A 15,930-nucleotide genomic window follows, 5' to 3' on the forward strand; every position below is an offset into this window, starting at 1 on the left:
CAAAGTACTATGAGTAAACAAAACCCATTGAAGGAAGCCATCCAGTCTTATTTGGATGAGCGGGCAAAGGTTGATGAACTGTTTGCTGTTGCTTATAAAAAGAAGAATAAGAGTATAGATGAGTGTTGCACATATATCATGGGAGAAGCCAAGAAAAGAGGCAATGCCGTATGCATGTCCGATGATGAAGTATTCGGATTAGCTGTCCACTACTATGATGAAGACAACATTAAGCTAAATAAACTTCCTGCCAACGTTAAGGCCTCCGCTTCCGTCACCAGCAACAACGCATCCGCATCCAAACCAGTAAAGCTTACTGAGGAAGATGAGAAAAGAGCGCGTGAAGCAGCAATTAAGCGTCTGGCGGAAGAGCAATATGTTTTGCTCAAGAAAAAGCCATCACGGTCAAAGAAAGAAGTTACAGAAGTCCAACAAATGAGTTTATTCTAATGAAACCAAAGACTAAATTACAGAAACAGGTGGTGGAACTATCTAATCAGCTTCCACCGCTGACAGAGGCTCAACGGGAATATCCGTATAAGCATCTGTTCAAGAACACCGGCTATTATTGGAAGAAGGGTGAAGTATGGTGCCAGTGCTGCGGTCATGTTGATGAAGTACTAAAACCGTCGCTTGCTGTATCTATTGGCGTGGGAACACATATTTGCCCGCAGTGTGGCGAAAGCCTGGTGCTGGAACACTGGAACCAATCAAATAGGCGTTATTCCAACGAGAAAAGGATATATTCTATAATACAGCCTTACAAAGGATGGATGGTTATTCGTTCCTTCGATGTACAGCGTAATAACACGAAGGGGACTGCTGTAAAATTCTTTATGTCTGAAATATATCAGAATTGGATATCAGAAGATGGCAAAGAGGTTATTCTGGGCAAACAATATACGCGTAGTCCATTTCATTTTACTTGGAATTATGATAGTGAGATGGATGTGAAGTTTCATAATCATAAGGCTTCAGGTTATTATGAGATGCAGGATGTTTTCGATGTGTCCGACAATTATTTCTATCCGGTAGTCAGGGTGACGCCCATATTAAAACGTAATGGCTGGACGAATAAACTTTTGAAATTGAGGGTATCAGTAATAGATGTGATCCGGCAGTTATTATCTAATCCCGTCGCCGAGACTATGGTAAAAACCGGACAATTGTCTGTATTCAGGCACATGCTATTGAAAGGTCAGTATACTATTCCCTACGCCCATGCCCTGAATATATGCAACCGCAATGGGTATATAATAGATGATGCGTCTATATGGTTTGATTATATGGACATGCTGGCTTATTTTAATATGGATACTCATAACGCCCGCTATGTCTGCCCCCGGGACCTGAAAGCAGAACACGACAAGCTGATGAAGCGGAAGAGACGCATAGAGAATAAGCGGAAACTTGAAGAACGTCTTAAGGAAGCTGCGCAGTGGGAAGAAGAGTATAAGAAAGAAAAAGGCCGGTTCTTTGGCTTGTGCATCAACGCCGAAGACATCATAATAACGGTTTTGCAAAGCGTTTCTGAGTTTGTTGAAGAAGCGGAAATTATGCATCATTGTGTGTATAGTAATCAATATTTCAAAAATAAGAATTCTCTTATTCTGTCTGCAAAGGATAAGGAAGGAAAGCACTTGGAAACTGTAGAACTAAATTTGGCTACTATGCAGGTGGTTCAGTCTCGCGGAGTATGTAATAAGAATACCGAATATCATAACCGCATTATTGGGCTTGTGAAACAGAACATCGGTTTAATCCGCAAAAAGGTAGCATCATGATAACACTCGGAAATGATGGTCTGCCTGTTGGCAGAAGGAAGAGTAACTACATGAATATCGACGGGGCATTACACAAACGTTGCACCCATTGCGGGAAATACTTCCGTCTGAAATATTTTTATCCCTTGAAGTATCGACGTAATGGAGAAATACATGAGTCTCTGCAATCATGGTGTAAGTTCTGCATGGTGGAAGGATGTTGTAAGAGGGCGAAAGAAAAGAGGGAAATATAAAGAATCAGATGGCCTCGTAAATCGCGAGTCATCTTCAAAACAATACAGTAATGAATAAGATATTAAAGCAAGGTGATATATATAAATACCCCAAAGGTACAAACGTGAGAATTAAAGATAGCGTACAATGCCATCAACAATACCATGACGGAGGTACTCTTATCTTTCAAGATAGGAAAGATGTAGATAAGGGTGAATATCGTGTAGGCATTCAAGTAGAATTAGGAGTTTGTTTTGATTTCCATCCAGATGATTACGAATTGATTAAAACAATTTAGAAATGAATATATCAAAGATAAAAAAGCTGAAAAATCAAGCTATTAGAGAGGCTCAAATTGAAGTTGATAGGATATTCAAGAAGTATTCTTCAATGATTAATGAAGAAATCGCCTTGCAAATTCCTAAAGGTCAAACCCTTTTATCATGCAATGGATTATGCATTATTACAGATAGTGAAGGGAATGAAATCAGAAACGGTTCGGCTTGGTCGAGAGTTAAAGGATATGATAAGGAAATGGATTTTTTGCGGAATTGCAATACTCTACCGATAGCTCTGAACTATCGGGTACTATTAATGTAAGGCAATCTATCGCAGGAAAGAGAGTCATTTAATTAAAAACTAATTAGAAATGAAGTTAAAAGACATAGTAAGCCAATTGGCTAATCGAATAAACCAACCTCATGTAATAGAGTGCTATTTGCGGAAAGTATATGCGAAAGGTTACGAAAATGGGAGAAAAGAATCCCCTTGGCATGAAGTCAGTGAGGAGCCGAAGAAAGGTGAGCATATATGTGTGCAATTTAGTAGCGGGAACTTAACATCATGGTATGCTACATCTAATATCAGAAAGGATTTTGAAGACTATAATGCTATCAGATGGGCGTATGTTTCTGATTTAATCAAATAGTATGAATAATATTATAGTGTTTGTGATGTGGGTTCTCTGGTTGGTAGCCTCGGTAATTCTTGCAATTAGCATATTTGGTTGGCCGTTAGTATTTGGGGATGATTGGTCGGAGCTCGGTAGTAATTTGATTGGAAAAATGAAATAGTAATGAAACCTCAGACAGAAAGTCAGATTCAAAAGGATTGCGTAAGATGGTTCAGGCAGGTATATCCTGCTATTGAGCCACTCTTCTTTGCTGTGCCTAATGGTGGAGCAAGAAATGCGTGGACGGCTAAGATCATGAAGGATGAAGGTGTGCGGGCAGGTGTAGCGGATTTGCTTCTGTTATTACCCAGGTCTGGTTATGCGTTCCTGTGTATCGAGATGAAGAAGCCGGGAGGTATGCAGAGTGAGAGCCAGCAGGTATTCCAGAGATTAGTTGAGAGAGTGAAGGGAAAGTATGTCCTCTGCCATTCGTTGGAGGAGTTTGTGAAAGAGATAAGAGGATACATAGGATGAGTTATATTGACTTGATAAACCAGTTCTGGCGGATGAATAGGATTGATCCGTTCACTCCTACAGAGGTGTGTTTGTATTTCTATTTATTAAGTCAATGGAATAATTATAATAGAGAAGAAAAATTTGAGATTGGTACGAGAAGTTTGCTAAATGAATTAAGGATGACAGATAGGACTTTTTTCAGTGTTAGAGATTCATTAAGAGATAAAGGACTTATAAACTTTACAAAAGGTGAAAGAAGGTCTTCCTCTCCTGTTTACCAGATATTAGAGAATGTCGATATAGGCAGACCGATGAGAACAGCAGAGCCGGAGGCAGAAACGGAGATGCCGGAGGAAATCGAAGTAGATGAGATACCTTCCCCTACCCCAACACCCAGCCCAGTGCCCGAAGATCAGAAGCCGGTACAGAGGCCCCCTAAGCGGAAGAAGATTGAAAAGCCATTAGATGAGTTGTTTAAAGCTCCAGAACCAGAGAAGAGAAAGAAAAAGGAGTTCGTACCCCCTACATTGCAGGAGGTTGAAGATTTCTTTTCTGGTCTTGGAGTAGTAGATGCACTTGATAAGGCGCAACAATTCTATTTCCATTATGATAGTCTGGGATGGCATACTTCATCGGGAGCCGCCATCTGGCGTTGGGATTCGTTAGCAAACAAATGGTTATTGAACGATAAACAAAAAGAGTATGAAAACAATCGGAGCAGTAGCAAAAAGAGCGGTGAAGGAGATGGTTACAAGGAATCGCTCTATGAACGCTTTGCAGAGAGTGAACGTAAGTTCTGGGAGAAGAACGGAGATCATTAAATCTTTCGGTGGTCCGGCAGAATTCGCCACTCGGTTTAACCCTACCATTCAATGGAGGTTACGCGAGCGGGCGGCTGATTATGTCTCATGTAGTCAAATGAATTATCCTACGATGTGGGAAATTCGTGAAGTATATAGCATCGAAGTGTTGAGAGATTGGGTAGCGGCAATGATTGAGGATTTGAATGATTTTTGTAATGTGAGGGATAAAATGAAGTCAACGCAGAAGGATGAAGCTGCACATATTATCAGTTGTGAGTATGGCCATCTGAATATCGCGGAGGTTGCATTGTTCTTCCTGAAAGTTAAGTCCGGGACCTTCGGCGAATTCTACGGAATCCTTGATACTGTCCGCTTGATGTCGATTATGAAGAAGTTCATGGCAGAGAGGCGCCAGATGTTGGCGTCCTATTATGATAAGAAAGAGAAGGAAGATAGAGAGATGGAGCGATTGAAAATGGAATCAGAGGCGATCCCACCTGAGACAGTCCAGCAGTGGATTAAGGAAGGGAAATTTTCTGAGACATTAGGTTTATTCCTGGGAGAAAGATTTAGGGTTTAACTAATTAGTTGGTTGATTAATGGAGAGCAAACGGATAGATGTGTATTAGCATCATTCTGTTTGCTCTTTATTGTTGTTTGCGTGCATTTACAAAAAGATAAGAGAATGGAGATTTATACAAGTTATTTCGGAAAGCTTAAGCGATTACAGGAAAGTAATATTCTTCCGGTATCGATTACTGTTATCCCCCCACGTTGGTTTGGCGGGCGTACCTATGTAGAGTTAGCCCCCAGAAGAGGTATGTTAGGGCTTAGTTCAGATGAATACCGTAAGGAATTCAGCAAGATACTGAGAATGAATTCCCCGATGAAGGTGTACAAGGATTTGGAGATCATGGTGCGTAATGACAAGAAGGTGGCTATTGCATTATTGTGTTATGAGAGTCCGGAGAAATTCTGTCACCGTCACCTGGTCGCGGAGTGGTTCATGGAGAAGTTAGGAATTGAGGTGAGAGAGTTTGATTATGTGCCGAAGATCGAGGCGCCAGTACCAGAACAATTAAATTTATTCTAAATGAGTATGAAGAAGATTGATGAAGATTTCAATGTGGAGATCAAAGAATTGCCAATTGATTTATTGGTGGAGAATAAAGGTCAGATTCCCGGAGTACCGAAGAATCCGAGGAAGATTTCTAAACGCCGGTTTGAGGAGTTGAAGATGAGCATTGAGCGCTCTCCAGAGATGAGAAAGCTCAGCGAGGTAAAGGTATACCCTTTCAATGGAAAGTATGTAATCCTGGGCGGGAATCAGCGCAAGAAAGCATATAAGGAGCTGGGATATAAAACCGTGTTGTGCAAGGTTCTTCCGGAAGATACTCCCCCGGAGAAACTCAGGGAGTATATCATTCAGGATAATAATGCTTTTGGCGAGAATGACCTGGATATTCTTGCAGAGAACTGGAAAGCTGATGAGTTGACAGAATGGTGTATCGGTCTGGAAATATATGAGAAGAAGCCGGAGCCGGATGAGGTAAAGGGAGATGTACCATTCACGGAGGTATTGAATGAAGAGCATAATTACCTGGTTCTCTACTTCGACAATGAAGTAGATTGGTTACAGGCAAAGACTCTCTTTGGTTTGAAGTCTGTGAGGTGTCTTTCTACCCGATCAGATGGAACCATATCCAAAGGACGGGAGAAGTATGCAGTTGGCCGAGTATTGTATGGGCCTAATGCGATCAATAATTTATTAATTCATAAGGAGGGAGAGAATGAGAATATCAGTCAACACACCGAGTTACAAAAGAGCGAGTGAGGTTCTAACCCTGTCTTATCTTCCATTCTGTAAGGTCTGGGTAGATGAAAGTGAAGCGGATGAGTACAGGAAGAATTATCCGGATGCAGAGATAATATCATGTCCGAAAGGTATTCAGGGCAACGTAGCGAGGATAAGAAATTATATCCTTCACCAAGAGCTGGCAGCCGGTTATGATGTGGTTTGTATCGTAGATGATGATTTGTACCGTCTGGAGCGATATGTGAAGCAAGATGATAGTTTATTCGGGTACATCAAAGAGAAAGTTGAGACAGATGATTTCTTGATGTTCGTGGAGAAGTATTCGATCATCGCGGAAGAGATCGGAGCAAAATTCTGGGGAGTGAATATTATCACTGATGCAATGGGATACCGTCATGCATCCCCGTTCTCTACAGTCTCCCCTGTGTTAGGTCCCTTCCAGTGCTTCATGAAGGGGAACAGGTGTTTCTATGATGAAGCCCTGCCATTGAAGGAAGATTATGATATGACACTTCAGCAGTTGAATCTGGAGAGAGTGATATTGAGAGTGAACGCTTACCATTATGTATGCAAGCAGTCGGTGAATGAGGGAGGATGTGCATCATATCGAAACAGGGAGCGGGAGAAACAACAGATAGAAGCTCTACGCCAGAAGTGGGGTTCTGATATTGTGAAATTAGATACAACAAACAAGGGACGTTCAAAGAAAAAGAAATTGGATGATTACAATCCTATTATCCATATCCCTATAAAGGGTATCTGAAAGGCTCTGTGAGATTTTCTTTTGTTGGATGAGTAAGTATAAGGATGGAGAGAAAGAACATGAAAAAGGAGAAAAGAATCGAAAATTTAAAGCCATTTGAGAAAGGTAAAGTAAGCCGAGATCAAGCGGTGGAGGCTGGAAGGAAAGGAGGACTTGCATCAGTAGAAGCTAAGAAGAAGAAAAAGAAGTTGCGTGAGTTATGTGAGATATTCGGTGAGTTACCGATATATTCTGATAAGGCGAAGAAACTGATGGAAGAGATGGGCATCAGTCCGGAAGATATGACAAACAAGATGGCGGCAGTCGTCGGTGTCTTCAAGAAAGCGGCTGCCGGAGATGTTCAGGCATTCAATGCTATCCGAGATATTTTAGGTGAGAAGCCGAAAGATGAAGTGGAATCAAAGGTTGCAACGAGTGTGACGGTGAATTATGTGAAGTCTGGGGCGAAGTTTGCGAATTCAGAGGATGAGGTGAATGATGAACGAAAATGAGGTATTTGAGGTGTCTGATCTCTTTATGGCTAATAAGGAAGCCAAAGAACGTACGGTAGTCAATCAGGGAGGAACATCCTCAGGTAAGACCTATTCAATCATGCAGCTTCTTTTCGAGATGGCTATGAATGAGCCTGACCTTGTGGTTACAATCGTAGGTCAAGACATTCCCAACTTAAAGAAGGGTGCATACCGTGATGCGAAGACTATTCTTAACCGCTCTCCTATCTTACAGGCTTGGTTCCCGTATCTCAATGAGAGTGATAGAGTGATAAGGTGCATCAATGGTTCTGTATTGGAATTTACTTCATTCAAGGATGAACAGGATGCGAAGTCCGGTAAGCGTGATGTATTGTTCATTAATGAGTGCGATGGTATTGTTTACGGGATATATTGGCAGCTTGATATGCGTACCCGGCGAAAGGTTTTTCTGGATTATAATCCCTCTGCCCGATTCTGGGTTCATGATAGCGTAATAGGACGGGATAATGTGAAGCTAATCATATCTGATCATCGGTGTAACCCTTTCCTTTCCAAAGAAGAGCATGAGAAGATAGAGAATATCGAGGATTATGAGCTTTGGAAAGTATATGCCCGTGGAAAGACAGGTAAGCTGAAAGGTTTGATCTTCCCAGAATTCCGTATAGTGGACCGGGTGCCAGAGGTCTTGGATTGCAAAGGGAACTGGTATGGTCTGGATTTCGGTTTCAGTAATGACCCATCAGCCTTGGAGAATCTAAGACTTGCACATGGTGAGTTATGGATTGATGAACTGTTATTTGAGGCAGGATATGATAACCCTATGATCGCGAAGATAATGAAGTCTAACGGGATAACTAAGCGTGATGTGGTGATAGCTGATTGCGCAGAACCTAAGAGTATTGCAGAGATCAATAGTTTTGGTTTCAGAGTTGAGCCGTCGTCGAAAGGTGCGGATAGTGTGAATAATGGTCTCCAGATATTACAGAGATACAAGATCAATGTAACCCGACGGAGTACAGGTATTATCCAGGAGATGAAGAGATATAAATGGAAAGTAGACAAAAATGGAGTTATGTTGAATGTCCCCATTGATGTCTGGAACCACGGAATAGATGCTATCCGGTATGTAGCTTTGAAGAAGTTGAGTGCCCGCAGGGTTTCAAGTGGAGCGAAAGCTACCTATATGGAGGTCGATTGAGTTTACATAATGTCAGTTTTAATATCGAAAAATGAGAGTTGGTCATGAGTGAAGTATTGACAAAAAGAAAGAAGATGATGTTTTCGGAGTGGTTCAGGATTCTGCATCATGGGTATTTTGAAAAGCCGTTTCAGTTTGAGACGTTGAGTAAACCGAAGTTTGTTAGCGGAAAGGTAGTGCCGAATGATCTGAATGATCTAACCTTCGGTCAGGTGATAGAGCTTCAAGGTATTCAGGAGGTAGGCAGCATGTTCATAGTGCCTCTACGGGTGGTTATGGGAATGAGCGATGAGGAAGTGATGGAAGCCAGTGCGACGGAGGTAGTCAGATTTGCGGCATGGGCTGCCAGGGAGATGGAGAGGATAAATAAACTCTTTGCTTCGACGAATCGGAAGCCTACCGATAAAGAAAGAAAGGCAGGTATTGAATTACTCAGATTCGGGGTATTTGGAACGGTGGATTATTATGCCCAACGCATGGGAATAAGAGATCATGAGGAAGTTATGGCTGTCCCTTGGATGAGAGTGTATAAGTGTTTGCAGATTGATTCAGAGAAAGCAAAGTATGAACTAAGATTAAGGAAGGTGTATGAGGATGAAAACAGTAGAAAGTAAATTAAAAGAGATCGTGGGAGAACAGTTCCCCGGGATGTCGTATGTGTTCGATGATTGGAAAGCGATTGATCGTAAATTATCTAAGGTATCATTACCTGCGATTATTTGCGTGATGCCAGTGTCTGGTGTGTTCACGTTCAGCCGTGGACGGGTGAAGGATAAACCAAATTGTTATGTGGTGTTCATGGATAAGGTACCTAAAGATGCAGATGGAGATGAGAACGAGGAAGTTTATTCACGAATGAAGGACATGGCGAAGAAGTTTGTTTCAGAGGTGAATAAATCAGGGTATTTTGAACCTGTCGAGGGAGACGTCCCCTATGATGTAATCACGGAAAAGATGTCTGATATATTATCTGGTATAGGTGTTCCATTGTCGTTGAGGGAGTCGGCTTATAGTTGCGTATGAGTAAAGAGAAACAGTTAGAGATAATCGGTGATGAATTGGATTCGCTCATGCAGAGAGTTATTGCCAATCATTTGCGAGCTGGGCAAAAGGCATCAGGACGGACAATGCAGAGCATCAGGAAGCAAATTTCTGATGCTGGCGGGGTATTATTCGGCCGGGCTTATTTCGGTAGCTTGGAGACGGGTAGAAAGCCCGGGCCGGTGCCGAGAGGATTCCGGTTCGTGATATTGAAATGGATGAAGGATAAGGGAATCAGTGCATCCCCTGTTCCGTATATTCGGAAGCCCAGTACCAGATGGAAGCCAAAGTATACTCCACAGGAAAGAGGTGATCTAAGCCTGGCCGGAGCGATTGCGTATCGTATCAGGAATGGAGGTACAAGACTGTTCAGGAATGGAGGACGTGATGATATTTATTCAAACGAGATACCGAAGACGGTTGAGAATATCCTTGATCGTATAATGACGGTATTCGCTAAGGACGTAGAATCAATAAACATTAATAGTATCAATGAGGAAGGAAGTGATTAGCGGTATAACCGTAGAGTATCCGGATGAAATATCATTTTGTTTCAATCCGGTAGTTATAAATGTATCTGGATATACTGGAGCAAGTGTAGTAATGACAGTGATAGATATCCAGTCAGAGGGTAAACATGAAGAGAAACGCGCAATGTTCGGTGCAACTTGTTTCTTTGATGTCTCATTCTATATGCAGTCAGCTTTTGATATGATAAATTTCAATGAAGTCGATTATTCTATATCTGGAGCACAAGATAGCAAATTAGGACGGTTATTCTCTGTGGAACTTGATTTCTATGATACGCCTGGGACATTAGCTGATAGTTTCCAATTTAATGTCTTTGTGATTTGGGGAGCGATGAAAATTGGAGAAAGATATAATGGTGATCGTGTATTTACCTGGTTCAAGAATTTCCCTTTTTCTGTAGGAATGTATACAGCTGGTTCAAGTAGTATAAATGTCATTGCTGATGGAATTTCTTTAGCTCCAATTGTAGTGAATGAGCGTAAAGTCCATAATCTGATGTTGAAAGAGATAAATGCGGAGAATGAACTTGTTTTCAATTTACCCGGATCAAGTACGGGAGCCAATGTTTTTGATAATACTTTTGACTTCACTTTTATGGCGTTGATGAATGTTGCGTCTAATGTTCGTCTGTTAGTGGATAATTCGGATGAGGGGGTTTATCTCCGTTGGATTAATAGACATGGTTTTTATTGCTATTGGCTTTTTAAGAGAGGTGATGAAAGCAGGCAGGTTACTAATGATGGAGAGTTTATCCGTAATAACATGCAAGATTATAGTTACGTAAATGGATATCATGGAGGTACGGGACGAAAGCAGAAAAAGACGGAAGAGAATACACTACTCGTATGTGCCCCCTTGGTTGATAGTGATATGTATGATTTCTTATTCCAACTTGCATTGTCTCCTGTGGTTGATATGTATATGGGGTTTGGATCAGATATAGATTGTTGGATGGGGGTAAATGTATCTGTTGGCACGTATAATAAGACACGTGCTGTTCTGCAGGATTTTGTGGCAACGATTGTATTACCTGAAACAAGAGTGCAAAGCTTATGAGAAATGACTTATTGTTTATTGATGGAGAATTGGTAGATTTAGATGATAGTACCAAAATTACTCTGAACATTAAAAGTAATCTCTTTACTGATCTCAGTAAGATCGTAAGCAATAATAGCTATACGATTAAGTTACCTAAGACGGTCAGGAATCAGAGGGTTATTAAACATGCAGATTTGCCGGCATGCAGTACGGACTATCCGAGAAAGTATCATTCGGCAAGGTATATCCGGAATGGAGTTGAGATTATACCCAATGGTAAGGCTGTAGTATTATCTATTTCAGAAGTAATAGAAGTAGCGTTAACATGGGGGAATTTCGTATCATTGAGTAATCTCATAGGGGAAGGAAAAACCTTGAATGAACTTTTTTCTGAGGATTATGTGCAATGGGATTCGAACATTGCAATAAGTGATTATGAAAAGAATTCGGGAGTAATTGTTTCAAAGATAAATTTCGGTTTTAAAGAAGAAGAAACGGCAGTGACCTACCATCCTTCCGTACGTGCATCCCATATTGTAGAACGTATTCAAGCAGGTTATGGATTAACATTTAGGTGGCCAGAGGAAAAAAGACAGGTAATATCTAAGTTGATTATTCCTTGTTTGTATCGAAATGGAGGATATGCAAATCAGCAGGAACGTTATTGTAAAGTTGATATCGCTGGATCGCAAGATTCCCTATTGTTTTGGAATAAAAAAGAGGAAGGGTCTAAATTTGGAGAAGCATTCCAATATAATTTCGCAACGGGAAGTAGTATTATAGTTCGATCTATTAAAGTACTTGCTGACGGAACGATGGTTATAACCCCCAATTTCAAGAGTAAAAATGATAATCTGGTCCTTTTATATGGGGAATCGTGGATAGATGAGAATTATCAATATCTCCCCTATACAATTATTGATGATGAATATCCCTATCATTACAATATACCCTATGAAATTGACATTCAGAAAGGGTATTTCTTCACGATAGGGATTCGACAAGGGTGGGCAAATGTGAATAGAATAGAAAGCAATTCGGTTGTTTTTTCTATGAAGCCCAAAGAAATCCAAATAGGAGATAAATTCTCTATAGCTGAAAATCTTCCTAAGATCAAGATGATAGATTTCATCAAGTCTCTTTGTTATATCTGTGGCTTGTTTGCCATAGCCTCAGAGGAAGAAAATCAACTGTCATTCGTATCTATTGATATAATTAAAAACAATAAATCGAGGGCGAAAAATTGGACGAAAAAAGTAGTTGCATCATATCAGGATAATAAGCCTAATAAAATGTCATATATACTCGATAATTTCGCTCAGAACAACCGGCTAAAATGGAAGGAAGATGAGACCGTAGTAGGATTGTTCAATGGGGTTATTGTTGTCGAAAACAATACCCTCGATTTAGAGAAGGATACGATTATGATGCCTTTTGCTGCAAGTGATACTCGTGGTGGAATTGCCAGCGTTCCGATTTATACTTATGATGTATCTGGGGAATTGGAGTACGAAACAGTAGAACCACGTATTTTACTTGAACAAGATGATAATGGAAAATCTAAAGGAGTGTTTATTGGGCTTGATTGGATGACTCTGATAAATCAGAATTATCAAACATACCAAGAAATGGTCCGAAATCCGGTTATCATCACGGAAAAAATTGAGATCAGTGATATTGATTTGAAAGAGTTGGATGTAACGGTTCCGGTATATCTGGGACAATATGGAAGATATTACGCCCTAATCTCTGTGAAAGCGGAAGATACGGGAGTTTGTGAGTGCAAATTATTACAGTTGGAGGTGTAGGTTATGGCGAATAATGAAGATGAAAGGATATTGAGTATCAAGGTGAAATATGGAGATGCTATTGTTGGTATATTGGAGTATCAAAAGAAAGTTGATGAATTAACGGCTACACAAAAAAGGCTTCGAGAAGAGATGAAGAAAGACACGGAGCATGAATTGGAGTATCGGGCAGCCTTAGCTCAGAATAAAGCAGAGATGAAAGAGGCTCAGGATTCGATACGCGCATTGGAGAAAGAGACTCGGAATAACCTTAAAACTCAGCAAGAGAAAGAGGGCTCCTTGAAATCATTGAGGGCCGAACTTTCTAACTCAACAAAAGCTTATGATGAATTGTCTAAGGCGGAAAGAGAGGGTGCAGAAGGACAAAAGATAAGAGAGCATATTAATGATATTACTCTGCAATTAAAGGAAGCGGAAGCGGAAACACAAAGGTTCTATCGGAATGTCGGTAATTATGAGAAGTCAGTAGGTGATGCACTTTCAGGGTTGAGAAAGCAGGTTGAGGAAGCCAATAAAAAGTATCAAGAATTAGTCAAAACAGAAGGTGAACATGCAGAATCCACGGAGAAGGCAAAAAAGAAATTAGATGAATTACAGCTTTCACTTAACTTCGCAGAGGAAGAATCTGGCAATTTGAATAGCTCTGTATTGGGATTCGTTACAGCTGGGAATCCGTGGGCTATGACTGCAGCGAATATGGTTAAGCAGTTAGGAAGTGTTCGGAATGGTTTTGTATTAGCAAAAACAGGAGCTCAGATGTTGGGTAAACAGTTTCTTGCCCTGATGGCTAATCCTATCATTGCGTTTCTCGCTTCGATTGCGGTAGCCATTTCTATATTGGTGAAAGGTATCAAGGGCAGTGAGGATAACATGAATCGTTGGAAAGTAGCAATGGCTCCTCTGGGTGTAGCATTGGATTTCATCTCAAATCTCATCACGGGATTGGCTTCCGGTATACTCACCGTTATAGAGACTGGCGGAAAGTTGCTTGGATGGATTGGGAAGATGTGCGAGAGTATTCCTATCCTGGGTGATGCGTTCCAGGAACAAAATCAGAAGATTCAGGAAAGAGTTGAGTTACAGAAATCTCAGATTGAGTTTGAAAAGAGAACACGCGCTGAAATAGTGAAGAGTGCTGAAAGAGAGAAAGCTATATCTGAATTGCGTGCCAAAGTTACAGATAAAGCGAATTATACAGCCAAGCAGCGAAAGGATGCTCTTGAAGAAGCTATCAGGTTGGAAAGAGAACAGGCAGATGAGAAGAAGAATATTGCTGAGCTTAATTTGAAGAACCTGGAGTTAGAGGCTTCCCTTGCAGAGAATGACGCGGAGATGAACAATAAGCTGGCCGAAGCAAAAGCCGCTGTGATTCGTGCCGATATTGATTATAACAATAAGATTCGTGAGATGAATGCCCAGAGATCAGAGTTGAATAATCAGATTATCACAGAGGAAAAGACAAAAGCGGACGCTGCCAAGAAAGCTGCAGAAGAGGCAGTGACTATTCGTAAGGAAAGAGCTCAGAAAGAAACAGAAGCTATCCGGCAGGCAGAAGATGCAATGCTATCTCTCATTAAAGACGGCATAGAGAAGCAAAGGCGACAGATCACCTTGTCTTATGACAGAGAGATTGAGGATTTAAAAAAGAAGCTTGTAGAGGAAAAGAATCTCACGCAGAAAGCGAAGGATGCCATCCGTCAGGTAATTAAGGCAAAGGAACAGGAAAAGGTCAATGAATTACAGAAATTATCGGATGAAGAGGTACAGAAGAGCATCGAAAAGGAAGAGAAGCGAATAGCTCTCTTATTGCAGACTGTGGAGAAAGGTTCCGAAGCTGAATATCAGTTGAAGATACAGCAATTGATGAAACAAGAAGAGGCGGAACTTGCAGCGGCTGATTCTGAAATTGCATCAGTTGAAGAAAGGGAAGCTACCAAGTTGGCTATTCGTCAGAAGTATAACCTACTCAATGACGAGCTGATGGAATCGCATAATAATTCCGTGATCAAGAAACAGCAAGATGCTTTGAAGTTGGAATTTGAGACGAAGATTGCGGCCGCTGGAAATGATGAGGTGAAAGTTCTCCAGTTGAAGATGGAACAGAAACAAGCTGAGTTGGATTCCATGCAGCAATTGGAGGGTGAGTCCGTTGAAGAATTCAACCTCCGAAAATTGGAGAAACAGAATGAGTTCAATGATGCCAAACAATCCCTCACTGATAAAGAGGTAGAGATTGAACAGACGAAGTATCAGTCAATAGAAAGTATTACAGGAGGATTAGGATCATTAATTGAAACGTTAGGTGAACAGAATACGACTTTCGCCAAGCTGTCAAAGGTTCTTGCTTTGGGAGAGATTGCTGTAAATACGGGAAAGGCTATTGCTGCAGGTGTTGCACAAGCTCAAAGTGTTCCGTTCCCTGGTAATATGGCAGCTATTGCAACCACTATTGCAACGGTTCTGGCAAATATTGCCACAGCTACCAAGACAGTGAAGAGTGCAAAGTTCGCTCAGGGTGGTTCGGTAGTTGGTCCAGGTTCTGGAACGAGTGATTCAATTCCTGCAATGCTTTCCGATGGCGAATCAGTTCTGACAGCAGCCGCAACTTCTATGTTCTCCCCTATGTTATCAGCCTTTAATCAGATGGGAGGCGGAATACCAATCAATGTGACTGCAACGACCAATCAGGCATTGGGTGAGGATATGCTTGCTAAAGCTGTGGCAAAAGGAATGGGTATGGCGCCGCCTCCTGTTCTATCTGTGGAAGAGTACACAACTGTATCTAATAGAGTGAAGTATCTTGAAAATCTTGGAAGTGTATGACAGTATTTGATTTGATAAAGGTGTATGAAGGTCCAATGAATGTTCTGAATGATGCGAATGTGAACCTTTCTGATGTCAGGCATATCGAGTTATTCCGTGAGTATCTGCGGATGAAGAAGGAAGGTCATAAATTGACATACATCGTAGCGTTTCTTGTTGATGAGTATTCGGTTGGACAGGCTACAGTATACAGGATAATTGATAAGTTCAGCAAGCCTGTGAAGGTGTAAT

Annotated in this window: 20 protein-coding genes; all 20 read left to right on the top strand. The window is 41.1% G+C overall.

Features of this window, described 5'->3' with window-relative positions; all coding sequences use genetic code 11:
• Nucleotides 1-9 precede the first annotated feature (9 nt).
• Complete coding sequence (locus tag BUC01_RS10560) at nucleotides 10-450, top strand: PcfK-like family protein (protein WP_025831327.1); 441 nt, start codon at nucleotides 10-12, stop codon at nucleotides 448-450.
• Nucleotides 450-1,784, top strand: coding sequence for a PcfJ domain-containing protein (locus BUC01_RS10565; RefSeq protein WP_025831326.1), 1,335 nt, complete (start codon nucleotides 450-452; stop codon nucleotides 1,782-1,784). Before BUC01_RS10560 ends, BUC01_RS10565 begins: the two co-directional genes overlap by 1 nt.
• Nucleotides 1,781-2,017, top strand: a complete 237-nt coding sequence (locus tag BUC01_RS10570; RefSeq protein WP_025831325.1) for a hypothetical protein — start codon at nucleotides 1,781-1,783, stop codon at nucleotides 2,015-2,017. Before BUC01_RS10565 ends, BUC01_RS10570 begins: the two co-directional genes overlap by 4 nt.
• A gap of 50 nt (nucleotides 2,018-2,067) precedes the next feature.
• Nucleotides 2,068-2,295 (top strand): hypothetical protein, encoded by a 228-nt coding sequence (locus tag BUC01_RS10575; RefSeq protein ID WP_025831324.1) that lies wholly within the window; start codon nucleotides 2,068-2,070, stop codon nucleotides 2,293-2,295.
• 2 nt (nucleotides 2,296-2,297) lie between these two features.
• Nucleotides 2,298-2,597 carry a hypothetical protein gene (locus BUC01_RS10580; RefSeq protein WP_025831323.1) on the top strand — a complete coding sequence of 100 codons (300 nt, stop codon included), beginning with the start codon at nucleotides 2,298-2,300 and terminating at the stop codon, nucleotides 2,595-2,597.
• Nucleotides 2,598-3,072: 475 nt separating this feature from the next.
• Nucleotides 3,073-3,423: a VRR-NUC domain-containing protein gene (locus BUC01_RS10590; protein ID WP_025831321.1), complete on the top strand. Its 351-nt coding sequence runs from the start codon at nucleotides 3,073-3,075 to the stop codon at nucleotides 3,421-3,423.
• A gap of 293 nt (nucleotides 3,424-3,716) precedes the next feature.
• Complete coding sequence (locus tag BUC01_RS10595) at nucleotides 3,717-4,226, top strand: hypothetical protein (protein WP_217653891.1); 510 nt, start codon at nucleotides 3,717-3,719, stop codon at nucleotides 4,224-4,226.
• Nucleotides 4,108-4,788 carry a DUF6633 family protein gene (locus BUC01_RS10600; RefSeq protein WP_217653892.1) on the top strand — a complete coding sequence of 227 codons (681 nt, stop codon included), beginning with the start codon at nucleotides 4,108-4,110 and terminating at the stop codon, nucleotides 4,786-4,788. Before BUC01_RS10595 ends, BUC01_RS10600 begins: the two co-directional genes overlap by 119 nt.
• Before the next feature lie 105 nt (nucleotides 4,789-4,893).
• A complete protein-coding gene (locus BUC01_RS25675) occupies nucleotides 4,894-5,301 on the top strand; it encodes a DUF488 family protein, N3 subclade (protein ID WP_034524223.1) in 408 nt (135 codons plus the stop codon).
• Between the two features lie 6 nt (nucleotides 5,302-5,307).
• The gene (locus tag BUC01_RS10610; RefSeq protein WP_159106498.1) at nucleotides 5,308-6,042 is read left to right on the top strand and encodes a ParB/RepB/Spo0J family partition protein; all 735 of its coding nucleotides are present in this window, start codon (nucleotides 5,308-5,310) and stop codon (nucleotides 6,040-6,042) included.
• On the top strand, nucleotides 5,999-6,787 hold the full coding sequence (locus BUC01_RS10615; RefSeq protein ID WP_073313699.1) for a GREB1-related protein: 789 nt from the start codon (nucleotides 5,999-6,001) through the stop codon (nucleotides 6,785-6,787). Before BUC01_RS10610 ends, BUC01_RS10615 begins: the two co-directional genes overlap by 44 nt.
• A gap of 59 nt (nucleotides 6,788-6,846) precedes the next feature.
• Nucleotides 6,847-7,278, top strand: coding sequence for a hypothetical protein (locus tag BUC01_RS10620; RefSeq protein ID WP_139261854.1), 432 nt, complete (start codon nucleotides 6,847-6,849; stop codon nucleotides 7,276-7,278).
• A complete protein-coding gene (locus BUC01_RS10625; protein WP_083595459.1) occupies nucleotides 7,262-8,458 on the top strand; it encodes a PBSX family phage terminase large subunit in 1,197 nt (398 codons plus the stop codon). The genes BUC01_RS10620 and BUC01_RS10625 overlap by 17 nt, the downstream gene beginning before the upstream one ends.
• Before the next feature lie 44 nt (nucleotides 8,459-8,502).
• Nucleotides 8,503-9,072 (top strand): hypothetical protein, encoded by a 570-nt coding sequence (locus BUC01_RS10630; RefSeq protein ID WP_025831313.1) that lies wholly within the window; start codon nucleotides 8,503-8,505, stop codon nucleotides 9,070-9,072.
• Nucleotides 9,047-9,481 (top strand): hypothetical protein, encoded by a 435-nt coding sequence (locus BUC01_RS10635; RefSeq protein ID WP_139261855.1) that lies wholly within the window; start codon nucleotides 9,047-9,049, stop codon nucleotides 9,479-9,481. The genes BUC01_RS10630 and BUC01_RS10635 overlap by 26 nt, the downstream gene beginning before the upstream one ends.
• A gap of 47 nt (nucleotides 9,482-9,528) precedes the next feature.
• On the top strand, nucleotides 9,529-10,011 hold the full coding sequence (locus BUC01_RS10640) for a hypothetical protein (RefSeq protein ID WP_139261856.1): 483 nt from the start codon (nucleotides 9,529-9,531) through the stop codon (nucleotides 10,009-10,011).
• Nucleotides 9,992-11,086, top strand: a complete 1,095-nt coding sequence (locus BUC01_RS10645) for a hypothetical protein (protein ID WP_025831310.1) — start codon at nucleotides 9,992-9,994, stop codon at nucleotides 11,084-11,086. Before BUC01_RS10640 ends, BUC01_RS10645 begins: the two co-directional genes overlap by 20 nt.
• The gene (locus BUC01_RS10650) at nucleotides 11,083-12,876 is read left to right on the top strand and encodes a hypothetical protein (protein WP_025831309.1); all 1,794 of its coding nucleotides are present in this window, start codon (nucleotides 11,083-11,085) and stop codon (nucleotides 12,874-12,876) included. The genes BUC01_RS10645 and BUC01_RS10650 overlap by 4 nt, the downstream gene beginning before the upstream one ends.
• Nucleotides 12,877-12,879: 3 nt before the next feature.
• The gene (locus BUC01_RS10655) at nucleotides 12,880-15,699 is read left to right on the top strand and encodes a coiled-coil domain-containing protein (RefSeq protein WP_073313703.1); all 2,820 of its coding nucleotides are present in this window, start codon (nucleotides 12,880-12,882) and stop codon (nucleotides 15,697-15,699) included.
• Nucleotides 15,696-15,929, top strand: coding sequence for a hypothetical protein (locus BUC01_RS10660; protein WP_025831306.1), 234 nt, complete (start codon nucleotides 15,696-15,698; stop codon nucleotides 15,927-15,929). The genes BUC01_RS10655 and BUC01_RS10660 overlap by 4 nt, the downstream gene beginning before the upstream one ends.
• Nucleotide 15,930: the final 1 nt, after the last annotated feature.

Origin of the sequence: Bacteroides stercorirosoris (assembly GCF_900142015.1) — a bacterium.
GTDB lineage: Bacteria > Bacteroidota > Bacteroidia > Bacteroidales > Bacteroidaceae > Bacteroides > Bacteroides stercorirosoris.